At 45.1% G+C, this 25,024-nt stretch carries 18 protein-coding genes; 16 read left to right on the top strand and 2 right to left on the bottom strand.

Translation table 11 applies throughout. The features are described from left to right. Positions 1–17 precede the first annotated feature (17 nt). Both J2736_RS10995 and J2736_RS11000 read right to left on the bottom strand, forming a co-directional pair. On the bottom strand, positions 18–1,676 hold the full coding sequence (locus J2736_RS10995) for a response regulator transcription factor (protein WP_310226409.1): 1,659 nt from the start codon (positions 1,674–1,676) through the stop codon (positions 18–20). Next, on the bottom strand, positions 1,673–3,436 hold the full coding sequence (locus tag J2736_RS11000; RefSeq protein ID WP_310226411.1) for a sensor histidine kinase: 1,764 nt from the start codon (positions 3,434–3,436) through the stop codon (positions 1,673–1,675). The genes J2736_RS10995 and J2736_RS11000 overlap by 4 nt, the downstream gene beginning before the upstream one ends. A gap of 271 nt (positions 3,437–3,707) precedes the next feature. Between J2736_RS11000 and J2736_RS11005 the strand changes: the two genes are divergently transcribed. From J2736_RS11005 to J2736_RS11080, 16 genes are all read left to right on the top strand, one after another. Continuing rightward, positions 3,708–5,207 (top strand): ABC transporter substrate-binding protein, encoded by a 1,500-nt coding sequence (locus J2736_RS11005; RefSeq protein WP_310226413.1) that lies wholly within the window; start codon positions 3,708–3,710, stop codon positions 5,205–5,207. Between the two features lie 90 nt (positions 5,208–5,297). Next, positions 5,298–6,287 carry a carbohydrate ABC transporter permease gene (locus tag J2736_RS11010; protein ID WP_310226416.1) on the top strand — a complete coding sequence of 330 codons (990 nt, stop codon included), beginning with the start codon at positions 5,298–5,300 and terminating at the stop codon, positions 6,285–6,287. Next, positions 6,284–7,126, top strand: coding sequence for a carbohydrate ABC transporter permease (locus tag J2736_RS11015; RefSeq protein WP_310226417.1), 843 nt, complete (start codon positions 6,284–6,286; stop codon positions 7,124–7,126). Before J2736_RS11010 ends, J2736_RS11015 begins: the two co-directional genes overlap by 4 nt. Before the next feature lie 45 nt (positions 7,127–7,171). Then, entirely contained in the window at positions 7,172–10,303 is a 3,132-nt protein-coding gene (locus tag J2736_RS11020; protein ID WP_310226419.1) for an alpha-mannosidase, read from the top strand. Positions 10,304–10,328: 25 nt separating this feature from the next. Then, positions 10,329–11,444: a type I phosphomannose isomerase catalytic subunit gene (locus tag J2736_RS11025; protein WP_310499096.1), complete on the top strand. Its 1,116-nt coding sequence runs from the start codon at positions 10,329–10,331 to the stop codon at positions 11,442–11,444. Positions 11,445–11,519: 75 nt separating this feature from the next. Next, a complete protein-coding gene (locus J2736_RS11030) occupies positions 11,520–12,257 on the top strand; it encodes a GntR family transcriptional regulator (protein WP_310226422.1) in 738 nt (245 codons plus the stop codon). A gap of 216 nt (positions 12,258–12,473) precedes the next feature. Further along, on the top strand, positions 12,474–13,442 hold the full coding sequence (locus J2736_RS11035) for a phosphotriesterase family protein (protein WP_310226425.1): 969 nt from the start codon (positions 12,474–12,476) through the stop codon (positions 13,440–13,442). Between the two features lie 19 nt (positions 13,443–13,461). Further along, positions 13,462–14,235, top strand: a complete 774-nt coding sequence (locus tag J2736_RS11040) for an SDR family NAD(P)-dependent oxidoreductase (protein WP_310226426.1) — start codon at positions 13,462–13,464, stop codon at positions 14,233–14,235. A 22-nt stretch (positions 14,236–14,257) separates the two neighbouring features. Beyond that, positions 14,258–15,049: an SIS domain-containing protein gene (locus J2736_RS11045; protein WP_310226428.1), complete on the top strand. Its 792-nt coding sequence runs from the start codon at positions 14,258–14,260 to the stop codon at positions 15,047–15,049. After that, positions 15,018–16,343, top strand: a complete 1,326-nt coding sequence (locus J2736_RS11050; RefSeq protein WP_310226430.1) for an FAD-dependent oxidoreductase — start codon at positions 15,018–15,020, stop codon at positions 16,341–16,343. Before J2736_RS11045 ends, J2736_RS11050 begins: the two co-directional genes overlap by 32 nt. 123 nt (positions 16,344–16,466) lie before the next feature. Continuing rightward, entirely contained in the window at positions 16,467–18,110 is a 1,644-nt protein-coding gene (locus tag J2736_RS11055; RefSeq protein WP_310226433.1) for a response regulator transcription factor, read from the top strand. Positions 18,111–18,147: 37 nt separating this feature from the next. Next, positions 18,148–19,848 (top strand): sensor histidine kinase, encoded by a 1,701-nt coding sequence (locus J2736_RS11060; protein WP_310226435.1) that lies wholly within the window; start codon positions 18,148–18,150, stop codon positions 19,846–19,848. A 159-nt stretch (positions 19,849–20,007) separates the two neighbouring features. After that, on the top strand, positions 20,008–20,982 hold the full coding sequence (locus tag J2736_RS11065) for an ABC transporter permease (RefSeq protein WP_310226437.1): 975 nt from the start codon (positions 20,008–20,010) through the stop codon (positions 20,980–20,982). 24 nt (positions 20,983–21,006) lie between these two features. After that, a complete protein-coding gene (locus tag J2736_RS11070) occupies positions 21,007–21,918 on the top strand; it encodes a carbohydrate ABC transporter permease (RefSeq protein ID WP_310226438.1) in 912 nt (303 codons plus the stop codon). Positions 21,919–21,990: 72 nt separating this feature from the next. After that, entirely contained in the window at positions 21,991–23,565 is a 1,575-nt protein-coding gene (locus tag J2736_RS11075) for an ABC transporter substrate-binding protein (RefSeq protein ID WP_310226440.1), read from the top strand. 22 nt (positions 23,566–23,587) lie between these two features. Next, positions 23,588–24,940: a hypothetical protein gene (locus J2736_RS11080; protein WP_310226442.1), complete on the top strand. Its 1,353-nt coding sequence runs from the start codon at positions 23,588–23,590 to the stop codon at positions 24,938–24,940. Positions 24,941–25,024 lie beyond the last annotated feature (84 nt).

Genomic DNA, 25,024 nt, shown 5'->3' on the forward strand with positions numbered 1-25,024 from the left:
GCATGATAGGGGAAGGATTATGTCGGAATTTTGGATTGTTCGCGGAAGGCGCTAGGTGTTTGGCCCGTGGATCTGCGAAATAACCTAGTGAAATATTTGTAATCTGGAATGCCAACTCGTTCAGATATTTCTTGGACTTGCAGTGTAGTTTCCTTCAGTAACTTTTTAGCAGCTTGCATGCGATAGTGCGTGACGTAATCAGAGAAGTTACTGCCTGTTTGGGCTTTAAATAAATGACTAAAATAATTTGGACTTATTTGATGATGTTGACACACATCAGTGACGCTGATCGGTTTATGGAAATGAGTATTAATATAATCAAGCGCATCCTGAATTTCGATGCGATAGTGATGATCTTTGCTGGATAAGACTTGAACGGTTCGTTTCCAGTGCATTAATCGAAGTAAGTAAGCTTCAACATCCTGAAGGACCTCAACAAGCTCAAGGGAATCGATTAGCGCTGTAGCACCCAACGGGTCATTCGCTGTCCAATACTTGCTGAGCTCCTCAAGCCAGCTAATCAGCTGTGCGGGCTGAACATGCTGCTCTTGAATTTTACTGATGACTTCCTCATGGAGGCTTCTTCGCAGACTACTGTCATCTAGGAATGGATTAATACTTTGCAAACTATTGTTTAAAGCTTGTTTCTGAGCTTCACCTAATGTGTGATAGGGCACGAAATGGGAATAAGTGTACACCATGCCTAAATTATTGTAGAAGCGCTGTGAAGTAGCGCTAATAGCTTCATTCACTGCTTCCTTCAAGCGTGTAGGAAGCTGACCGTGATCCAAAGAAATTCTCTTTGCCTTACTGAAACCGCTAGTCACGGTAAAGGGCAAATATAGCTTGATAAATTCATTGATTTTTTGAAACAAGGCATAGACTTGCGACTCCGCTTGTTCCATTTGATAGGCTGAATCCCAATGAAGCCATAAACAAAGTGAGTTCTCTTCTGTCCAAGGGAATAGATTGCCATTGTAGTGGGTTGAACTAACCTCTTCGATCATCTGCATCAATACATATTTGAATAAGGAAATGTCCCGCGAATGAAAGGTTTGTTTCAGTTCAGGAAATTTATCAATTTCCAGGTAGGCAATCGTAAAGCCATAAGATAATGGATGAAGCTCGAGCATAGTGAATTCCTTATAAAGGGATTCTGGCGTAGCATACATCTGGTCCATCACATTCATGATGAATTGTTTGCGAAGCAGAGGTTTACTTTGCTGGAAGCGATGACGTTCTTGTATTTTTTCTAGTAATAATTCACGGTCTAATTCTATTTCTTTTCTTGCGCGTTCAAGCAGGTCGAGGAGCTCGCGATGACCGGAAGTGATTTTTAAAAGATAGCCAATCGCTCCAAGTTGAACTGCTTTGCGAGCAAAATCGAATTCTTGATAGTTGGACAAGATGATGACTTTTACACGTGGCATCAAGGTTTTTAAGTGTTCAGTCAACTGCAGTCCGTCCATCCTTGGCATGACGATGTCGGTAATGACGATATCAGGATTGAGCTGCTTGCACAGCTCTAGGGCCTCTTCGCCATCTTCTGCTTCCCCCACGATTTCAAAGCCATTCTCAGCAAGCGGAAATCCGATACGGAACCTTTCCCTCACCAAGTCTTCATCATCCACGATAATGCAACGTATATTTTCGCTTATAATCACATTCGATTTCATAAGCTGTCATCTCCTTTCATGGCTGGCATGAGAAGTTCAACCCGAGTGCCTAGTCCTTCCTGACTCGTAATACTTAATCCATATTCCTTCCCATAGTGAAGCTGGTAGCGCTCATGTACGTTTCGTAAACCAATTGAATTAAATCCACTTGGCCTAACAGGCGAAGGGGCTCCTAAATTATCAATAAGCAGCTGTGCGAGCCGCTCTGGGGTTATTCCTGTACCGTTGTCTTCCACAAATAATAGGATTGTGGTTTTGCCATTCGTGAAGCCGCCTCCGATGGTTATGAGGCCTTCGCCTTTTTTCTTGCCTTTAATACCATGGAATATCGCATTTTCGACGATCGGTTGCAAGGAGAGCTTTAGCATTTTGTAGGATAATAATTCATCATCAAAGGAATAGTGTACCTCAAACTTATGTTGGTAACGTATTTGCTGGAGATAGACATATTGCTCAAGACCTTCTAGTTCCGCGCTTAACTCTGTAAATTCAAGCCCATGATCCATTGTATATTGAAACAATCGTACGAGCGCATTCAGCACTTTGGGAATCTCATCTGTGCGATTCAGATCGACAAGTGCGTTAATCGAATTTAGTGTATTGTATAGAAAATGAGGATTAATTTGCGAACGCAGCGCTTTGAGTTCAAATTTCTTTTTAGCTTTCTCAATGAGTACTTTTTCATCTACTAAGGTTTCGATCCGGTCGAGCATTTCATTAAAAGAGTCTGCTAAGGATAAAAATTCATCCTGACGCTTAAGGCGAATACGGATATGCAGATTGCCATTTTTGATTCGATTCATTTGAATGATTAACTTTTGGATCGGTTGATTAATCGACCTCGCCAAGTAGAGGGAAAGGATGAACACGATTAAGGTGAAGACACCAGCGAACCAAAGTGTATAATTTTTAAACTTTTCCACTTCACCCAAGAAACGATCTTTATTAACGAAGTGTAGCAATTTCAATTTGAACAAATCCGGTGTACTGATCCGTACGATATATTCATCATTATGGATATTAACAATTTTGGTTTCATTATTTGCTGTGTACACGAGCTCCTGTAGAGCGGGAAATAGCTCGGAGTATTCCTGCTGTTGAAAGGTGCCACGCAGCTTGATGTCACTAAGAATGGGACGAAGCTCACTATTAAACACGAGTGTAGAAATTTCTTTATCAATGTTACTATCCATGAATAATTTGTTGATTTTCTCGGAGTTGATATCTATTGCAAGTATTCCTTTGATTTCAGTTCCTTGTCTGACATTCGCTGTGACTGTACTTATGAGACCTTTGGATGGTGAATAGTAAGGTCCGATGTAATTGATTAGTTTACTGCCTGTCTGGTTAATAATGTAATCTGAGATATCAGCTGGAACGGTATATGTGCCGCTAGATTGAATAACATGGCCTGAAGGCTCTATAAAAAATAAACTCTGTGTCAGAGGATATAATGAGTAATTGTACGTTTTGAGAATAGCAGCGATTTCTTTCTCCGATAAATTGGATTGGGCAATCTCACTGGAGATTAAAGATAGTGCTTGTTGTAAGTCACTTGTTGTTCTTGCTAATTGTTCCTCAGTCCGATCTGCTAGTATTTCCATTCGCTCTAACTGACTTTGCGTTACAATTTGGAGCGTGTATCGGTAAGCGAATAAGCCTAATAGCAGTACAGCAGCAATAACGACAGTTGAATTTAGGATAAAAATTTTAAAACGAATGCGTTTAGTGGAACGCAGATAATGTTGAATGATTCCCATGTTGCACCTGTCCTGTTTCGTAATCGTTCCTATAAGTAATTGTTAAGCAAGCAAGGGTGCATGTCAATGAATTTTGGGGTGTCCATAGATTAATCCACACAGTTTGTAGGATTTTTATATACGAAGCATCTTTGAGCTAGTCTATGATGGAACCGATTCTATAGATTTATCCACCTCGTTTATAGTAGGGTGGGATACTGCACAAGGGTTACGATTGCTACAATAAAGTTGTAAACAAAATCAAACTAGCAAATAAGGGGAGTCGAACACATTGAACAAAAAAGTCAAAACGTCGGCATTGGCAGTATTAGCCTTATGCACAACGATCGTGTCCGCTGGCTGTTCCAATAACGCTGCAGAACCTGCTCAAAGCGTTGCTCCAGCAACAAGCAAACCTACTGCTCAACAGCCGCCAAAAACGGTTAAAGTTGTATTGCCTTCATCTAGAGCAGAAGATGAAGCTTTCTATAAATCAGAAGTTAAGAAGTTTATGGACAAAAATCCAGACGTTAAAGTTGATTTGCAAATGAACCCTTCCGCACAGTATAACAATGCGGTGCAATTGATGTTTGCGACGAATGAAGGGCCAGACGTATTCTTCATCGTAGGTGGTAAAGCCCAGTGGCAGCTTGCTTCCGATAATGGTTGGATTCAACCGATTGATGAATATTTGACACCGGAATTCAAAGCCAGATATCCGCAAGGTACCTTCGACAAGGATAGCTGGTTGCGTTATAAAGACAAGGTGATCGGTGTGCCTTTGGCGGATCCGCGCTACAGTAAAGTGAGACCTTTATTCTACAATGTCGACATTTTGAAACAATACGGAATTGATACACCTCCGAAAACGTATTCCGAATTCAAGAATATGTCTGCAAAAATCACCAAAGAAGGCAAAGGACAAGTGTATGGTACCTCCATCATGGGCAAAGACCTTGGCGCTTTCTCCGCTACCATCGCAGGCTTCGCCGTATCTAACGAAGGTGGGGTTCTTCAGCAAGAAGGAGACTGGCCGATTAGCCTCCTAACGGGTCAGGCAAATGCAGCTTCCATGGCTCCTGCGGTTGAAATTTTCCGAGATTTGAATGCACAGAAAGTACTGGCACCTGGTTGGGAGAACTGGGATCCAGCGCAAATGCATCAGCAATTTGCTGCAGGCAAAGTGGCGATGTTCGTTGGAGCAGCGTGGCAAGCTGCTGAAATTCTAAAGCTGAAACCAGATATTAAGCTTGGTATCGCTGCAGCACCAGTACCTGACACAGGACGCAAAGGCTTTAGAGATGTGCCTACACCAGCTGAGCCTAAGTTCGTGATTGGATCTGGCTCCAAAGTGAAGGATGCAGCTTGGAAAGTACTTGATTATTTCGGATCTGCTGAATTCCAAAAATCATACTTCCAGTCTTCCAAGGAAATGGTAGTTATTCCTAAGGCATATGATGGTATTGAGTTGGATAGTGTATCGAAACAAGTGTTGCAAGTGATGAACGAGACGTTGCGTTTGGCACCACATGTAAGCTTGAAAAATGCCGATATGGATAAGTTATCCAAACCAATCGCTGACGGATTGCCAAAACCAAGAATCAAAGACCTTGGCGTAAAAGCGATTATTAACAATGAAGATGTGAAAGCTGTATTTAGCGATTATGACAAGAAAGTCAATCAATTAATTGAAGCAGAAATGAAAAAGGCTCGTGATGGTGGAAGTAAAATCACAATCGATGACCTTAAATTCTCAGATTGGGATCCAATGAAAGATTATCTTAGAAAATAAGTGATTTCGTGGGGAGATTCCCTCAAGAGTGAATAATCGCTTGAGTGGAATCTCTTTTCACCTAATGGCTCGGGAAAAGGAGTGGAAGGAATGAACGCACACCAAGAGAGGACATTACCATCCTCGACCTCAGTAATTGGAAGTAGAACATCGACATCTGCTTTATGGAGACGGATCAAGCTGCATCGCTGGCATTACTTGTTTATATTACCTATGCTGGTTTTATTTCTTATGTTTTCAATATGGCCTATTGTTGGCAGCTGGTACTACGCTTTCTTTGACTGGGACGGAACAGGAAGACCAACGAACTTTATTGGTTTCGCCAATTTTATAGAGATATATACAGATCCAGGATTTTGGAATGCTTTCAAAGTTACCTTCTCATTTGCAATAAGTAATGTATGCATTCAATTACCGCTAGCGTTAATTGTGGCTGTTATACTTAATCACCCTGGCGTAAAAGGAAGAAATATTTACCGTTTGCTGATCTTTTTGCCAGTGATCTCGACGACAGCGGTTGTCGGAATCGTATTCGTCATTTTGTTAAATCCGCTTGGCGGGCCAATTAACGATGTGTTGCTGAAAATGGGATTAATCGATAGCCCGATTAATTTCCTCGGGTCTCAGAAACTAGCATTACCTACCTTATTGTTTATTTCGCTATGGAAAAGCTTTGGTACGCCGCTCATTTATTGGCTTGCAGGCTTACAAACCATTCCTGCAGAACTGTATGAAGCTGCGAAAATCGATGGAGCAGGCGCTGTTCAACGTTTTACACGTATTACGATTCCGTTGCTCGTGCCCATTGGTATTATCATTGTCTTGTTGACATTCATAGGCAATCTTCATCCCTTTGACTTAGTCAAAACGATGACGGAAGGCGGACCCGTCAAATCCACCGATGTCATTGATACCTATATTTATCGCTATGCGTTCGAAACAACGGAGTATTCGACTACACGTTATGGTTTCGCGTCTGCTGCGGGGATCGTTTTTAGTATGGCCGTATTCCTAGTCGTACTTGTTCAAGCGGCTGTCATGAAGAAAGTAAGACCTGGTAAAGGAGGACAATCGGCATGAGAACACTACGTAGGGGTAAAACACTGGCTCAGACCGCCATGCATCTTCTCTTTATTGGGATTACCTTCTTGTGGAGTTATCCGTTCTTATGGATGATCTCCTCGGCGTTCAAATCGCAAGGTGAAATGTTTCTAGGCGGCTTACGGTTAATTCCGAAGGAACCGACCTTAGTGAATTTTGTCCGGGCGTGGGAAAGCGCGAAGTTCTACTTATACTTTTTTAACACAGTCTTCGTTACTCTGATGGTCATCTTAGTCGTACTCCTTGTTTCATCATTGGCTGGCTACGCACTCGGTCGCGGTAATATGCCAGGAAAGAAGATCATACTAGCTGCACTTATTGTGGCTATGTTTTTGCCAAAGGGTTTTACGATTATCCCGTTATTTGAACTGATTGTAAAATTAGGTTTTAACAACAGCCTAATGGGCGTTGTATTAGCCGAAGCGGGACCTTCCAATGTGGTCTCCATTCTACTGTTCATGGGCTTTTTCAATTCAATTCCAAAAGAAGTTGAAGAGTCTGGCGTCATGGACGGTGCGAGTCAACCTCGTATCTTCTTCAATATTATGCTTCCTTTAACGAAGCCTATCATAGCAACGGTTAGCATTTTTACTTTTATTGCCGCATGGAATGCTTTCTTAGTGCCATTGATCTTTACCTTAGGTAAACCAGAGCTTCGCACGCTTGGGGTTGGGATGTATAACTTCTTTGGTACGAACACAGTGGACTGGACGGGAATTGCAGCGGGGGCATGTATGTCCTTGATTCCAATTATCATCGTTTTCTTATTCCTACAAAGATACTTTATTGAGGGAATTGCAGGTTCAATCAAAGGGTAATGGCTGGATATTGGGTAAGCAAATGAGATAGGAGAGAATACAAACATGTTGTATACGATAGAAAAATTAGATAAACGAATTGCCGAGCTCTCAGAATATCGTTATAGAGATGCTATTGCCATTCGTTCTCTACAATGTGCATCAGATGAGGAGGGAAATATTGGGGAGCGACCTCCAACTGCATTTGAACAAGAAGCACTCCAACTAGGTGATTCCTGGGAAGGCAATGATACGTATCTTTGGCTCCGTACGGAAATAAAAGCTCCTGAAGCTTGGCAGGGTAGAAAAATTGTCGGCCGTTTCGACTTCGGGACCTCCGGTCCCAATCATATATCGGGCTTTGAATCGCTGCTTTATGTGAATGGCGTACCCTATCAAGGCGTGGATACGAACCATCAAGAGGTGCTGCTGCCGCAAGCATGCGCGATGCAGACGCACACACTCGCATTCCGCTTGTGGTCAGGTTTGAAGGGCTATGGCAGCTGGGGTCCACGGAATAAAGCAGAGCATAAAATGCTCAAGGCAGAGTTGACGTGGCTGGATGAAACCGCAGATGATGTATATTTTACTGCAAAAGCGGCGTTGGAAACGATTAAACGTCTTCCCGAAAACAGTGCAGACAAGCAAATGCTGCTTGCAGCGGTGAATAAAGCATTTTTGCAAATCAGCTGGGCAGAACCTGGGTCCCCAGCGTTCTATGAAAGCGTCGCAGCTGCGAGTGATGTGCTTCGTAGTGAGCTGGATTCACTAGACAAGAACTCTGCGATTACGGTTCACTGCGTAGGGCATACGCATATTGACGTAGCGTGGTTATGGCAATTGAAACATACGCGCGAGAAATGCGCGCGTTCATTCTCAACCGTGCTGCGATTGATGGAGCAGTATCCGGAGTATTTGTTTTTACAAACGCAGCCGCAATTGTACGAATATATGAAAGAAGATTATCCAGAGATTTATGAACAAATTCGTACACGAGTCCAAGAAGGAAGATGGGAAGCGGACGGTGCGATGTGGTTAGAGCCGGATTGTAACCTGACTTCAGGTGAATCCTTGGTTAGACAAATCTTGTATGGCACGCGATTCCTTCGTGAGGAATTTGGCGTGGAATGCAGCTACTTGTGGTTGCCCGACGTATTTGGTTACAGCTGGGCGTTGCCGCAAATCCTGCAAAAATCAGGCATTCATACATTCATGACGACCAAAATTAGCTGGAACCAATACAATCGCATGCCGCATGACACTTTTATGTGGCGGGGGATTGACGGTACGGAGATTTTAACTCATTTTATAACGACACCTGAACCTAATAATACGATCTACACGTACAATGGCATGGTTACCCCTGAAACGGTGCAGGGGATCTGGGATAATTATAAAGATAAGGCGCTCAACAAGGATTTATTGCTTTGTTATGGGTATGGAGACGGCGGTGGCGGTGTAACGCGCGAGATGTTGGAGATGCGGAGACGTTTGGATGAGCTGCCTGGCTTACCGAATGTGAAGACGAGTCGGGCTGATGATTACTTCGCAGGACTTCAGGAGCGGGTAGCCGCAAGTGACGAATATGTCCATACTTGGGATGGCGAGCTATATCTCGAATATCATCGCGGGACGTACACAAGTCAAGCACGCAATAAGCTTTTGAATCGTAAAGCGGAGCTTCTATTGAGAGAAAGTGAATTTACTTTCGTCCTAGAAGGGCTTCTGAAAGAAGATTGGTCTACGTATCCAACGGACGAATTGTTAAAGATTTGGAAAACCGTTTTACGCAACCAGTTTCATGATATTTTGCCAGGAACTTCGATTCGTGAGGTGTATACGGATAGTTGGAAGGAATACGAAGAAGCGGATTACTCCCTTGTTCATTTGTGGAAGCAAGCATTAGCAGAGCTTACTCGGGTTGAAAGATCCGCAGCTAGGAGCACTTATACGATTTATAACTCCGCATCATGGGAGCGAGGGGAAACCGTATACATCCCTGAGGCTAATTCAAATGGGATATGGCTAGCTGCCAACGGGTCTGAACTGCAGGCTCAGCGCAGCGGAGATGGTTGGATTGTTCAAACGAACAGCGTACCTGCGATGGGGATATCGGAGATTCATTTCCAGGCAGGAGAAAGTCAAAGTGAACTTGCCCATGGGTTTGGCTTCCAAGCAAATAGTCTAACTACGCCGTTCTATGAGTTGGAGTGGAACGACTACGGCCAGCTGACGCGTATCTATGACAAAGAAAATGATCGAGAAGTGCTTAAAGCTGGTGAATACGGGAACGTTTTGCAGGTGTTTGAGAATAAGCCGCTGCGTGATGACGCATGGGGAATCGACATCTATTACGGGGAAAAGAAACGCGAAGTGAAGGAGTTAGTTTCCGTCGAACTGAAGGAAGTTGGCCCCGTTAGGGCGGTTGTTTGTTTTGCATGGACGTTCGGCCAATCCCAGATCGAGCAAGAGCTAATCGTCTATACACATAGCCGTCGAATGGATTTCCAAACGAATGCGAATTGGCACGAACGCGAGCAAATGTTGAAGGTTGCTTTTCCAGTGAGCATTCGCTCGACGGAAGCATCGTATGATATTCAGTACGGGAATGTGAAGCGTCCGACGCACTGGAACACAAGCTGGGATTACGCACGATTTGAAACGGTTGGTCAACAATGGGCAGACTTATCTGAACATGGTTATGGCGTTAGTTTGTTGAATGATTGCAAGTATGGCTACGATATTAAAAATCACGTCATGCGCTTATCTCTCATTAATTCCCCGGTATTTCCGGATCCAGAGGCAGACCGCGGTGAGCATGAATTCACTTATGCGCTGTTGCCGCATGCTGGTGATTGGAGAGAGGGAGAGACTGTGCGTGAAGCTTGGTCTTTAAATAGTCCACAAACGGTCACGGTTGGCGGAACTTCGCATGCTGGTTTATCGCTATTTACGCTATCTTCGCCACATGCCTTCATTGATGCTGTGAAAAAGGCAGAAGATGAGAACGCAGTGATCTTGCGTATTCACGAATTTGCCGGTGCGAGGGGCCAATTAGAGATTACGAGTAGTTTGCCAATTCGCGGCTGGGCGGAGTGCGATCTCATGGAACGGATTGAATCCGATAAGCAAGACAGCAGCATCATTAGCTGTACGATGAATCCGTATGAAATCAAGACGTTTGTGGTGTATTTTTAAATCGGAGACGAAATGAGTGAATGGCATGCAAGGTGTTAATGAGAAGTTGAGCAGCAGGCCGCATAAACTTGCTTCCAACCGAGTATGGCGGACATATCATGGCGGCAAAATGCTGGAAGCCTGGCAGGGCGGGGAACAGCCTACGGACAATTCCATGCCTGAAGAGTGGATTGCTTCCGTGGTACGAGCACGCAATGTGGGCAGGGAGCATATCGTTGAGGGTTTAAGCAGGGTTCTGACGGAAGGTGCTGAAGAAGTTACGTTGCAGGATTTGATAGCAGCGGATCCGGTTGGTTTTCTTGGTCGGCGACATCATGAGAAATATGGCAGCGAGACCGGTGTGCTAGTCAAAGCTTTGGATGCAGCTGAACGCTTGACGATTCAGGTCCATCCGGATCGCGTAATGGCACAGGAGATCTTTCAGTCCCAATTTGGCAAGACAGAAGCTTGGTATATCCTAGGAGGCAGGGAAATAGAGGGACAGCCCCCCTATATTCTATATGGGTTTAAGCCAGGCATGACACGCGACACATGGGAGAAATTGTTCTGGGATCAAGATATTGAAGGCATGATTCAAGCCTTACACAAAATTGAGGTGCAGCCGGGTCAGGTGATTCTAGTAGAAGGCGGGATGCCGCATGCCATTGGCTCGGGTTGCTTTTTAATAGAAATTCAAGAGCCAACTGACTATACGATTCGGATAGAACGCACGACACCAACTGGTCGTGTGATCCCTGACGCAATGTGTCACCAAGGTGCGGGCTTTGACCGCATGTTCGATTGCTTCCATTACGAAACTTACAGCCTAGATGAGATTAAATCCCGGTATCGTTTGCAGCCGAAGCTGATTCAGAAGACGGAGAGCTTCGAGAAATACGCGCTCCTCTCTTATGAAAATACACCGTACTTTGGATTGGAATCGATTGAGATTAAGAAGCAGTACGCTTTGCATCAGCATGGCGAGTTTTCGGTGTTGGTTGTTGCAGAAGGAGCAGGCACGCTTTCTTGGGAGAATGGTCGTGTACGCGTAACGCGAGGCGATCAAATCTTTTTGCCAGCAGGGGTGGATGCCCTTATCTGTGAAAGTGAACATGGAGACGAACCGCTGCATCTATTGCGTTGCTTGCCACCTCGTACCTAAATAGAGCTCCTCGTCATTCACAAAGTACGGAGAATATGATACTATTGTTCGTACAAAGGACATACGAGGTGCACGATGCAACAATTAAATCGGGAATTGCCCATTCCGTTATATTATCAAATTTTTCAAATGCTTGAAGCCGAGATTTTGGATGGGACCAGGAAATCTGGTGATTACTATTCCACAGAATTGGAGCTTCAGGAACGATTTCAGGTCAGTAGGGCGACCATCCGTAACGCACTCACCATGTTGGAGAACAGTGGTCATATTAATCGGATAACAGGCAAAGGGATTTTTCTTGCACCTGAGAAGCTGAAAGTAGATTTACCGAATCTGCTTAGCTTTAGTGAAGAAATGAAAAGACGAGGCATGACGCCAGGTTCGCGTCTTCTCGCTGTTGCCCGTATGGATCCGCCGAAGGCAGTCGCTACAGCATTAGCTTTAGGTCAAGAGGAGCAGGTTGTATTGGTGAACCGTATCCGCACAGGGAATCAGACGCCTATCGTATTTTCGCAAGCCTATCTGCCAATGTCGCTTGGTATGAGCCAAGCGTTGGATTATTCAGGATCGCTGTATGAATTAATTCAGCAGCAGACAGGTCGTAGTGTGAGCGAAGCCCATCATGTTATTGAGGGCGCTGTGCTGGAAGGTGAGTCTGCGGAGCATCTTGGACTCGATGCAGGATTCCCAGCATTACGGTTTCATCGAACCGCATTTGATGAATCCGGTCGCCCGTTGGTTTACGAAGATGGTATCATACGAGCGGATATGTACTCTTACGAGATTCGGCTACGAAAAGGATTTGAAAGCTAAGACAACGCAAATTACAGGAATAGATCGTTTATCCAACTCGTTCTTGAGGGATAAGCGATCTTTTTTTCGTGGCTGTGGGCAAGCTGTAAAAATAAAGGTAGACAAATATAGAAGACGTCGCCTAATATAATAAGTATGATTGTACGTACAAACATATTTTAATTGTACAAGGAATACAGGAAATAATAATCAAAATCAAAGGGGATGCACGGACACATGGAACAGCGCATGGTAAGGACGGTGCTGGGGGATATTCCCGCGGAGCAATTAGGAATTGTATATGCACATGAGCATCTAATCATTCAAGGCGGATTAGGGGTAATGAAGAATAAGGATTTGCTCCTGAACCGAATTGATCATGCCATAACCGAGGTACAGGAATGTATGAGCTACGGCGCGCAGACGTTTATTGATTATATGCCCTTGGATTGCGGCCGAAATCCGGCGGCGCTCGTGGATATTGCGAAGCAGACAGGCGCTCACATCGTTGCGGTCACAGGCTTTCACAAGCCGATGTATTATGATGATTTGCACTGGATTTATCAGTATTCGGTCGATCAGATTGCTGAGCTTCTCATCGCGGAGTGTGAGGTGGGGATGGATCGACACAGCTATAATGGACCGTTGGTGGATCGGCTATCGGCAAAAGCTGGCGTCCTGAAGGGAGCCTCAGATTACCATGTGACTGCAGCCGTATCGCAAAAGCTGTTTGAAGCCGTCGCTATCGCTCATCTCGCCACAGGGATGCCAATTGCTACGCATACGGAGCACGGGACGTGTGGCTTGGAGCAGATTACCTTATTGTCCAAATTCGGTGTAGATCCGAAGAATGTCATCATCTGCCATATGGATCGCAATCCGGATCTCTATCTGCATAAGGAACTGGCTGCTACAGGCTGCTTTTTGGAATACGATAATGCCTCACGAATCAAATATCACTCGGATGCCCATAGCGTTGCACTTATTCGGGGCTTAATCGAGGCTGGCCACGAGCGCCAATTGCTGCTGGGCACGGATTTTGCACTGCGTTCATATTGGAAAGCCTATGGCGGCGGTCCGGGAATGGCTCATATGCTGGCAGCTTTCGTCCCAAGGCTCCGTGCAGAAGGCATATCGGATACCTATCTCGATTTTATGTTGAAGAGCAACCCAGCAGACGCATATGCCATGAAGAACATTAACTAAGCGCAGGAGGTGGCAGGATATGAAATTTCTGAATCAGAATGCGCTTGTTATCGGCGGTACGGGTGGGATCGGGCTTGAGACGGTAAAACGGCTCTTGGCGCAAGGAGCTCAAGTCGCCGTCATGGGCTTAGAGCCCGAGGAGCAGCTTTCGGAAGATCAGATGAGCGTCTTAGCGAATCCGAATGTCCATTATTTTCAAGGTAATGCCGCTGAGACTTTAGATATGGATAGAGTAGCCGCAGAACTAGAGAAACGATTCAACAGACTGGATGTACTTGTTCATGTAGCCGGGATCAGTGCGAGACGTTATGGCGACGGACCACTTGATGAATGTACGGAGCTGGGATGGGATCAGGCGATGAATATAAATGTCAAAAGTGTGTATCAGAGCAATCGCATAGCCTTGCAGCGAATGATGAAACAGCAGAAAGGCGCGATCGTCAATATCTCATCCGTCCTTGGTATGGTGGGAACGAGGGAGCACTTTACTACTCATGCGTACGCTGCTAGTCGTGGTGCAGTGATAACGCTTAGTAAATCTGCGGCTGTCTATTATGCCAAAGATCATATTCGCATTAATGTTGTATGCCCAGGACTGCTAGATACGCCGATGTCGCAGCGGGCCATTCAAGATCCAGTGATCCGCGAAGCGCTAACTGAACATCAACCATTATCCCCGCATGTAGGGTATCCCACCGATGTTGCAGAGGCCATTCTCTTCCTTGCTAGCGAGGATGCTAAGTTTATTACAGGCATTGCATTACCCGTAGATGGCGGCTGGAGCGCACAATAAACCAAACGAAGGAGTGTTAGGTATGACAACAATAAACAATGAGGCTTACCGTGCTTTAGAAACGAATTATATGGATGGCGTGCAGAAAGTAATTCAGCGTGTTGAGCAGACACAGATGGAGGCAATCGATCGTGCTGCGGAGCTATGTTTTCAAACTATTCATAAGGATGGCTTGGTTCACCTATTTGGCAGCGGTCATTCACGGATGGCTGTAGAAGAAATGTATCCTCGTTACGGGAGTTTCCCTGGGTTCCATCCCATGGTAGAACTATCGCTGACAAATCATCATGCGGTAGTGGGCAGCAATGGTCAGCGTCAGGCTATGTTTTTGGAAAATGTAGAAGGTTTCGGGCGTGTCATTGCCGACAATTTTCATTATGGGGCGCATGACAGCATTATTTTATTCTCCCATAGTGGAGCAGGCAGTGTTGTCATCGATATCGCGTTAGCCATGAAAGAGCGGCAGATTCCTATCGTCGCGGTGACTTCGGTGGGACATAGCCAACTTAGCAAATCCAAGCATAGCACGGGTTACAGGTTATTTGAGCTTGCGGATATTGTTATTGATAACGGCGCAGTTCCAGGTGATGCAATGGTCAAAATAGAAGGGCTCCATACGCCGGTTGGTCCTGGTTCGACGATCGGCAACACGATTATCGTGAATTTGATTAAATGTAAAGTTGCTCAAAAGCTTACAGATGCGGGCAAGCCTCCGAAAGTCATCACGAGTGCCATTTTTGTAGGTGATGAAGCCTCTAAGGAATTGTTTAACGCTTCCTACGATGAGTATTGGCGGACAACAAGATCGATCTAATGAAGGAGGGGGCTATACAGTGAGCGTGAATCAGAAAAGTGTAGATGTTCTTGTTCTCGGAGGCGGAGCAGCAGGCGTATGTGCGGCCATTAGTGCTGCACGAAGCGGGTACAACGTACTGCTCGTAGAATCTCAAGGTTGTTTAGGCGGTTCTCGTACGGCGACTGGTGTGGATACGTTTTATGGTTTCTATACGCCAAAAGAACAACGCCGTATAGTTGGCGGCATCCCTTGGGAAATTGCGCAGCACTTGGTATCGCAGAAGGCGGCGTTCGAACGACCGAACACCTACGGTGCAGGTACAGGAATTACCTATGATATCGAAATGCTGAAGATCATTTACGAACGAACGGTACTGGATGCTGGCGCCGAGTTGTTATATCACACCTATGCGAGTGTGGTTCACACGGAAGATGGCGTTATTAGCCGTGTTGTACTGGCCAATAAGCTAGGGCTTACTGAAGTGACTGCCCGTATGTACATTGATACAACTGGCGATGGTGATATTGCTGCTCGCGCGGGAGCGCCCTTCGAGAAGAGTGATGTTGCGGAGTTACAATCATTATCGACGATCTTCTTCATGGCTAATGTAGATACCACAGAAGCGAAGAAAATTTCACACAAAGAGCTAGCGGAGCGCATGAAGGCTGCGAATCAATCGGGACAATATGTGCTCCCGCGCGAGGAAGGCTCTTGGCATGTGACCCCGCATCCGGGCGTGATCCAAGCGAACATGGTGCGGGTTAGCGGAATCGATGCGACAGATCCTTACGCACTGACGTTAGCGGAAGTGGAGGGTCGTCAACAAACGCAACAGTATGTTAACTTCTTAAAAGCTTATGTACCAGGCTTTGAGAATGCCTTTCTGATTAGCACAAGCCACCATATTGGCGTTCGTGAAACGAGACGAATTCTTGGCGAGTATATCTTAACAGAGGATGACGTTGTCAACGGACGCAAATTTGAAGATGGCATTGCCTGCTGCGGAGCTCCGGTAGAAGATCATGGCGCGGGGAAGGATACGCGTTGGGTTTATGTCGCTGGGGATGGCCATTATCATATTCCTTATCGGTCGTTGCTGCCAACCGGCGTGAACAACTTGCTTGTTGCTGGACGTTGTTTGTCGGCAACTCATGGTGCTCAAGCCTCAGCACGAAATTCTGCACAGTGCATGGCAATGGGGCAGGCAGTGGGTGTTGCTGCTAGCCTGGCGATTGAGCGGCAGGAAGCCGTCAGGCAAATTCCTGCATATCGCCTTCAAGAGCTGCTTCGTGAACAAGGTGCAATCGTTTAAGGAATGACCATGAATCCATCACGTTCTTCCCCGAAATTATCATAGACAGTGCAAAAAGCCAGAGCTAACATGGTATCATAGAGGATAATTGGCAGTAGGTTGTCTGACAAGGGGGAACCGGCGATGGTTAAAATTCTGGTCGTGGATGATGAACCGACAGTAAGCACGGGGATTAAGAGCTATTTGATGAGATCAGAACTGGGAATTGATCATGTGGAAACCGCTTCGAATGGCTTTGAGGCGTTGGATTGCTTACGCATGGACACCTACGATCTCGTTTTGACAGATATTCAGATGGGTATGATGAATGGGATTGAACTGATGGAAGCGATTCTTTTGGAGCAGCCACATCTACCGGTTATCGTTATTTCGGCTCATGAAAAATTTGATTTTGCCAAGAGAGCACTCAGGTTAGGTGCCAAGGATTATCTAATCAAGCCTGTTGAACTGGATGAGCTGATGCGAGTGGTGGGCAAAGCGCTCCAAGAGAAGAAGGAATTGGGTAGACTGACGTTGCAGCGTCCCGATGTGGGTGCAACCCAAGATGTGCTTTTGCTAAAAAAGAGGCACGAAGCGCTTATCGAATTGGTAACGGAGACCGATCTGCAGGACAAAGATTATGAAGATCTTCTGCGTGAAATTGGGAGCTCACTGAAGGATCAAGGTCATTGGTATGGCATTGCCGCTGTTCATTTAAATTTGAGCAAGGGTGGATTTAGCAATCAAGAGATCACATTAATGGATCGCAAATTATTGAAATATGCCTCGGTCAATATATTGGAAGAAAGCCTATCGGATTGGTGCGGCGTAGCTTTTTATGGATTTGGGAATCAGCTTGTTTGTGTGATTCAATTGGAAGCGACTGACTCCGTGGATGCCAGACTGCCGATGAACTCCCAGCTTAATCTGATCGGTCAGACGATTATTTTTAATCTCAAGCAGTATTTGAATGTGGATGTGACGGTCGGGATGAGTACGCTGAGTCTCGATTTGTCCATGCTTCCAAGGTTGATGGAAGAGGCGAATGCGGCGATTGAGTGGCGCAAGCTGCATCCCGATAATCATGTGCTTTATTATGAAGATATGTCGGCCTTGGGCAACATGAGGATGATAGAGTGGGCAGATAAAGTCGAAGAACTTGTTCTTCACATGAAGACCGTGGATGAAGTGCAACTTTCTCAGGAGCTTCAGTCCGCTGTCAAAATATTGTCTAACTTGAGCACTCATTCAGAAGGATTGTTCCACAGCTGCTTTGGATTATTAGTGTACCGTTTGTATGGATTGCTATTCGATAATGGCCAAGAATCGAGCAGTAATTTCCGTCAATTTGACCCGGATGTCTATTTTAGAGGGATGGAAATTAGCCGAAAGGTAGCATCGTTACACGCTTATGTGCAAGGGCTTTCAGAGGTCATTCAGGCTTGTATTAGCGAGCGCGATCAGACGGTTGTGTCCCGCATATCCGCTTACATTTACAATCATTATGGCAATCACGAACTTAAGATTCAGGATATTGCTGGAGAAGTTCATTTCAGTGCGGCATATGTCAGTTATTTATTCAAAAGAGAAACCAACAAAAACGTCTGGGACTTCGTATCCGAAGTTCGGATCGAAGAGGCCAAGCGTTTGCTTGCCGTTACAGATTTGAAGCGATATGAAATCTCGTATCAAGTGGGTTATCAGTCGCCTGAGCATTTCAGCCGAATGTTCAAGCGTTTCATCGGCATCTCCCCGGCTGATTATCGCAAAGAGATCAGGGGGAATTAAACTGAGGCTCCAATACAAGGTGATTGTTGCATTCTGTTTGTTTATCATCGGGCCATTTCTAATTGTTGGATGGATCTCTTTCTCACGAACTTCTGCAACGATTAAAGATGAAGTTGGGAAGACGATGCTTCAACTAGTCAAGCAGAATCACGCTACAATGGAGAATACGTTGTCTTCAGTCAGAGATAAGACGATAACGTTTCTGGATAATCATTTTTTTAGCAACCCCAAGCAGTTTGCTTTCTGGACTCATATTGAGACGATTAATGCATTAAGTGAAGCGGATACGATATTAGATCGTTGGTCAACGGATGGCACCGAATATGCGATCTATATGGGGAATAGAGGGAATCAACCTTTCCCAGTGAATGCGCTTTATAAAAAGCAAGGACTTATTTATCTGGATAGCAGCACGACATATCCGGAATGGGCTTTACAGACCCAAGAAGAGAAAGGGGCTGGGAGCCTTCGACTAGCCAAGTCGAGTTCAGGGCAGCCAACGGTCACGTTCACACGAAGTATTTTGAATCCAGAAAAATATGACGAACTGCTTGGCTTTCTTGCTGTTTCCAAACTGGAGGTTGTATTGAACAAAAATCTCGTTTCGGTGCAACTGCCCGATCATGCAGGGGTTTTCTTATTCGATAACCGTGATGAATTGCTGTTGAAGGCCGGTTCCGCAGACATGGAGCTATCCGAATTGCCAGAAGTACTACGCAATAAAGCAAATGGCTATCATTATTCAGAATCGAAAAATCATAAACACCTCTACGCGGTTTCCTATGAATTTGGTTTCAATACCCGATTGATCTATAAAATTCCGTTGGAATCCATTATGGGGAAACAAACGAGCTTTCAGCAGTTAATTATGGTAATGCTTGCGATTTATCTGATTCTGGTATTGCTGTTCGTCTTGTATTTACTACGAAATATCATTAAACCTTTGGCACGTTTAGTAACTTTCACACGTGTGTATGAGTTAGGTAGACCCTTTGACTTCGGGAAGTCGTCCTCGCGTTCACGATCGGATGAATTTGGTGTCCTGTATACGGCTTTTATTCGTATGACTGGCAGGCTGAATGAATCTATTGAAGAGAATTATGGGATGAAAATCAAACAAAAGGAACAGGAACTGAACACGCTACATTCCCAGATTACGCCGCATTTGCTATATAATACGCTGGACTCGATTTATTGGTATGCGCTGGAAAGCGGCAATGAGGATGTTGGGGGCATGGTCAAAGATTTATCCAAGCTGCTCCGGATTGGGCTAAGTAAAGGGAAAAGTTTGATTCCGATTAGCGAAGAGTTGGAGCATGTTCGTGCGTATATTCGACTGCAAATGAAGCGCTATCCGGGGAATTTCGAAGTGTTTTGGGATATCGAAGATGATCTCGAAGCGTTTAAAATGCCAAAAGTGATGATTCAACCGCTTGTCGAAAACGCGATTTTCCACGGAATCCAGAGTATGGATGGGGAAGGTCATCTATGGATTCAGCTGAAACGGAAGGATGACGAGATTCATATTCATGTGGAGGATAACGGGTTTATCCCTGTGAACCTCGAGAAGCTCCATATGATCGTACATGGCGAGATTGATGATAAAGGCTACGGTATCCGTAACGTACACCAACGTATTCAGTTGCATTACGGCGAAGCCTATGGTTTAAGCTATCGACTACGCGAAGGCGGCGGGCTGATTGCCACGATTAAAATCCCGATTCATCCCATAGAATAGGCTGTAATGATCCGACCTTTGGTCGGATTTTTTGTGCTACGGAAGTGATAAATGCGTGGATGCATTGAAGAGAATCCATCACGTTCTTATACAGATACATCATCGAAATAGGGGGTCGCGTATCCTATACTAAATATAACAGAGAAAGGAGTGGACGCAGTGAGAGAGACGACCGCACCTCCACAACAGGCCGTGCAGACACGGTATCGTACAAAGCGAAGTAAGATATGGCAGAACTTCTGGCAATTCCGAACATTAACGTTGATGCTCTTGCCTGCAGCCATCGTACTATTGCTTAATAATTATTTACCGATGTTCGGGCTATTCATTGCCTTCAAAAAAATCAACTATGTCGATGGTATTTGGGGCAGCCCGTGGATTGGTTTCGATAATTTCTCATTTTTATTCAACAATGGATCGCTGTGGAGAATTGTAAGAAATACAGTAGGCTACAGCCTGACATTTATGATTGTGAATTTGATCTTATCGGTGGGTATTGCCTTGGCGCTCAATGAGCTCCGGAGTCGAATAGCGGTGAAGAGTTATCAGACATTCCTAATCATGCCTCATTTTTTATCGATGATCGTCATTAGTTATCTCGTTTACGCGTTCCTGCATCCGACACATGGCTTTATTAATTCGACCGTGATGGCATGGCTGGGTAAAGAACCAGTGTCCTGGTATATGGTGAAGGAATATTGGCCATTTATTCTTACCTTTGTTAACGCATGGAAAGGCGTCGGTATCGGTGCTGTCATCTACATCGCAGCCATCGCCGGTATAGATAGCGAGTATTATGAAGCAGCCGTCATTGATGGAGCCTCAAAGTGGAGACAGATGATGCACATTACCATTCCCTCGATTATGCCGATTATCGTTATCATTACAATTCTAAATATGGGACATGTGTTCAACTCCGATTTTGGACTCTTTTATCAAGTGCCGTTGGATTCTGGTGTGTTATATCCAGCCACCGATACAGTAGATACGTATGTATACCGTGTTTTGACGCAAATGAATGATATTGGCATGTCCTCAGCAGCAGCGATGGCACAGTCGGTTCTAGGCTTCATTATGGTATTTGCAACGAATGGAGCGGTCCGTAAAATAAATAAGGATCAAGCTTTATTCTAATTGATTGGATGGGAAGTGAACCTAATGATTTCCAAATCGTATCGCAGAGAAAATCGCATTTCCCCGCTGGCTGAGACGATAATTAATTTCATATTCGTCTTACTAGCGTTAGCCTGCATACTACCTGTCATTCTCGTCATTATTGTATCTGTCACACATAATGATTCTTTGATCAATGAGGGATACAGCTTTTTTCCTGCGAAATGGTCGTTAATCGCGTATCAGACCGTATTCAAAGATTTTGAGACGATGGCCAACGCTTACAAAGTTTCAATTGGGGTTACTATCGTAGGTACTCTTTTAAGTGTCTTACTGATGGCTTTATACGCGTATCCCTTATCTCGCAAGGATTATCCGTATCGTAACATATTTACTTTCTTTCTTTTCTTCACGATGTTATTTAACGGGGGATTAGTGAGTAAATACATGATCTATACCCAGACACTTCATCTAAAAGATACCTACATGGCGTTAATATTGCCGCTCTTGATTGTTCCATTCAATGTCATTATTATGCGTACATTTTTCCAGACAACGATCCACCCAGCTTTAATCGAATCAGCGCGAATCGATGGTGCAGGGGAGCTGCGTATCTTCTTACGCATTGTACTTCCCTTATCGCTGCCAGTGCTGGCGACGATGGCGTTATTCTCAACTATTAATTATTGGAACGATTGGTTCAATGCCTTGCTCTTCATCAATAAGGAGCACATGTATCCCATACAGTTCCTCATGTTGCGCGTGCTGAAAGATGTTCAGTATATCCGTGAAAATCTGACGATAGCTTCTCAGAATCCAGAGTTGCTTAAAAATTTGCCCAATGAGTCTCTGCAAATGGCCTTAGCTTTTATAGCGATGGGACCGATCCTGGTTGTCTACCCGTTCTTTCAAAAATATTTCGTCAAAGGCCTAACGGTCGGTGCCGTTAAAGGTTGATTCACCGGTTGCGAATTGCTGCTCGCTTTCGTTAGCCGATTCATATAACATATTTTATAGGAGGGTCCACCCATGAAACGTAGAAAGTCAGTGATGCTAGCCCCAATGGCGCTAGCACTAGGTTTAACCGCTGTACTACCAGCGTGTTCAAGTGACAAAACAGTAAGTACCTCAGCAAGCCCTGCTGCAACTGCTGCCAGTTCAGCAGCTCCAGCTAGTCCGAAAGCAGCTTTGGAGCCTTATGATGTATCTCTCCTCTATCAAGCAAAACCGATGAAGGACGATGCCCTCGTACAGGAAGAATTAAATAAATATTTGAAAGAAAAAATTAACACAACGGTTTCCCTACAGCCGATTGCATCCGCTGATTACAAGAAAAAGACCGAGCTGATGATGAATACGGGGGAAAAGATGGATCTCGTATTTACAGCATCATGGCTAGATTTCTCTGCTAACGTAACCAAAGGAGCTTTCCTTGAGCTCGATTCGCTGCTCGATAAATTTGCGCCAGAAACGAAAAAAATGCTTCATCCGCTCTATCTAGAAGCACCACGCTTTAAAGGGAAATTGTATGCGGTTCCAACGGATAAAGAAATCACACAGGGGAAAGCCTGGACATTCCGGAAGGATATCATTGATAAGTATCAAATTCCGATTGATAAGATTAATAAGGTGGAAGAATTGGAACCGTATTTTGAAAAGATAAAAAAAGACAATCCTGATATCATTAATAACTATGTCGCTGGCGGGACTGCGAACGGTTCAAGCTTCATGATGTATGAATCCAAATCGAATTATCGTCCAATCGGGCCAACTCCTGGTAAAATGCCAACGTTCTTCTTGGATTATAAGTCAACGGATATGAAGGTCAAAACAGTGCTGGATCAAGATATCGTGGATTTGAATAAAGCCGATGCTGAGACGTACCGTAAATATTTTGAAAAAGGGTACACGAATGCGGATGCAGCTACGGTAACGACCAATATTGGGGAGATCCGTAAACAGGGTAAAATTTGGGTGCAATCGACCGTGTGGAAGCCAGGTTCTGATATTGAGTTGAAGATTGCCGATAACGGCGCGTATGACTGGGTTTCCCACGTTATTGAAGAGCCAATTGTGACGACAGATCTAGCTACAGGTTCTATGTTGTCCATTTCCAGAACATCGAAAAACCCAGAGAGAGCGATGATGGTACTCAACTATCTGCATACAGATCCGTATGTAATCAATCTTTTAGTGAATGGGATCGAAGGTAAGCACTATAAAAAAATAGGACCGAACCGCATTGAGCCAATTAAAGATTCTGGCTATGACAGCCAAGTGTTCTGGGTACTGGGTAACCAATTCCTGAACTATATGAAACCAGGTCAACCCGATGATCTGTACGATAGCTGGAAAAAATTCAACAATGACGCGAAGCGCTTCCCATTAATTGGATTCGTTTTCGATGATACGAATGTGAAGAACGAGGTCGCGCAATTGACGACGATTGTGAATGAGTACAAAGTGATCGCCACAGGAGCTGTTCCTAATCCTTCCAAACTGATCGATGAGCGTAACGCGAAGCTGAAAGCAGCAGGACTTGAAAAAGTGAGTGCTGAGCTGCAGAAGCAAATCGATGCTTGGTGGAAAGAGAACAAAAAATAGGAAGAGCCAGAGGTGATTCAACTTGAAACCCCAGAACCTCATCTACACGTTCGTTAGCTATGCATCTCACTACGATACCCCTTGGGGACGTGGAGTAGCTGTCGATGGTGTGGAGCGGACAGCAAGATTAGCCCATGCGCATGGCATACCCGTGACATGGATCGTCAACCGTGGCTCAGTTCCCGTACTAGGTGAGCAAATTCGGCAATGGCATGAGGCCTATGGCGATGATATCATTCTTCAAAGCCCTTTCTTTATGGAAGATTGCGGGATGTCCAAGGACGCATTTAAAGCTAGACTTGCGAGCGATTGGCAGCTCGTGCAAGAAGCATTTCCTTGGGCGACGACCAAGGTTGCAGCCAGAGGCAAGATTTACAATGAAGTGATCGAAGCGCTGGAGGAACTGGATTTCCAGGGCATGTGGGGTTATTGTTGGGAGCAAGTATGGTGGGACGGGATTACCCATAAGGGGATCCCGTGGGGCTCCTGGTATGTTGATAGCCATCGGTACAAGGTGCCGCATCCGGGTAAAGGTCAGGTGGTCGCCTGCGAGTGGACGGCTCGTGATTTGCACGCGTCGTATCACACAGGCAGTCCGGTCATTTACTCAACCGACCCCAATGATGTGCTGCGCGCTGGATTGTGTACAGGCGAAGACATTGCGTATTGGCAGATGCTGTTTGACGAATATTTGGAAAATACGGACCATAATGATCAGGTGTTTTTTCTTCAGCAGCAAGAGGCGCATGAGATGGAGTTCACCGATCGCTTTCAAGTGTTTCCTGCTTCACACGTGGAGGCTTGCGCAGGGATGCTAGACCGATTCTTCGCCTATGTGGCGGGATGCGGTGCAACCCTAACAACAGTGCCGAAGGCGCTGGCGATGTATCATGAGCGCAATGCGAGTACGGCGCCGTCCTACATGTTAACCAAAGATAAGCCGATTCGTCCAGCAGTCAACGACTATACGATGACACTTGGCGGTGTAGCTGCCGGGCCATGGCCGGATACGTTTCTCTTCTATGACAGCCAGTGTCAGATGATTTTCGTCAAAGGGGAATGCAAACCACGGCTTGTCCGCAACTATGTCGGCCAGTGGAATATGCAGGATGATTTCGAGGAGAAGATTCCTCCGTTATTCATCACCACGTACGAGAAAACGAGCGATCGGATCGAGCTGGTGTACGAGATCGGCAACTGGAAGCCGATGCCGTTCGGGCTAACGTATTGGGATGATGAACTGAGTAGCTATGAGATCAAAAGCTGCTCAGGTGATGTAGAGACGAAGATGATTAAGGATGAGTTGGTGTTTCTTCGCTTTAATTTGACGGGCGAGAAGAGAACGATTCGCTTGGTGTTAAGCAAAAAGCAGTGAGTTGAGGGAGCCTCGCGGGAGCGGGGTTCTTTTTATTGCAGGGCGTTAGTAGGAGCTTTGTGCGCTCTGTCTGGTGCGCTAGGC

This window comes from Paenibacillus qinlingensis, from assembly GCF_031455095.1.
GTDB lineage: Bacteria > Bacillota > Bacilli > Paenibacillales > NBRC-103111 > Paenibacillus_E > Paenibacillus_E qinlingensis_A.

What these genes read in the sequence shown, in the direction of transcription:
- J2736_RS10995 (WP_310226409.1), bottom strand. Translation starts at nt 1,676, where the DNA reads ATGAAATCGAATGTGATTATAAGCGAAAATATACGTTGCATTATCGTG.
- J2736_RS11000 (WP_310226411.1), bottom strand. Translation starts at nt 3,436, where the DNA reads ATGGGAATCATTCAACATTATCTGCGTTCCACTAAACGCATTCGTTTT.
- J2736_RS11010 (WP_310226416.1), top strand. Translation starts at nt 5,298, where the DNA reads ATGAACGCACACCAAGAGAGGACATTACCATCCTCGACCTCAGTAATT.
- J2736_RS11015 (WP_310226417.1), top strand. Translation starts at nt 6,284, where the DNA reads ATGAGAACACTACGTAGGGGTAAAACACTGGCTCAGACCGCCATGCAT.
- J2736_RS11020 (WP_310226419.1), top strand. Translation starts at nt 7,172, where the DNA reads ATGTTGTATACGATAGAAAAATTAGATAAACGAATTGCCGAGCTCTCA.
- J2736_RS11025 (WP_310499096.1), top strand. Translation starts at nt 10,329, where the DNA reads ATGCAAGGTGTTAATGAGAAGTTGAGCAGCAGGCCGCATAAACTTGCT.
- J2736_RS11030 (WP_310226422.1), top strand. Translation starts at nt 11,520, where the DNA reads ATGCAACAATTAAATCGGGAATTGCCCATTCCGTTATATTATCAAATT.
- J2736_RS11035 (WP_310226425.1), top strand. Translation starts at nt 12,474, where the DNA reads ATGGAACAGCGCATGGTAAGGACGGTGCTGGGGGATATTCCCGCGGAG.
- J2736_RS11040 (WP_310226426.1), top strand. Translation starts at nt 13,462, where the DNA reads ATGAAATTTCTGAATCAGAATGCGCTTGTTATCGGCGGTACGGGTGGG.
- J2736_RS11045 (WP_310226428.1), top strand. Translation starts at nt 14,258, where the DNA reads ATGACAACAATAAACAATGAGGCTTACCGTGCTTTAGAAACGAATTAT.
- J2736_RS11050 (WP_310226430.1), top strand. Translation starts at nt 15,018, where the DNA reads ATGAGTATTGGCGGACAACAAGATCGATCTAATGAAGGAGGGGGCTAT.
- J2736_RS11055 (WP_310226433.1), top strand. Translation starts at nt 16,467, where the DNA reads ATGGTTAAAATTCTGGTCGTGGATGATGAACCGACAGTAAGCACGGGG.
- J2736_RS11070 (WP_310226438.1), top strand. Translation starts at nt 21,007, where the DNA reads ATGATTTCCAAATCGTATCGCAGAGAAAATCGCATTTCCCCGCTGGCT.
- J2736_RS11075 (WP_310226440.1), top strand. Translation starts at nt 21,991, where the DNA reads ATGAAACGTAGAAAGTCAGTGATGCTAGCCCCAATGGCGCTAGCACTA.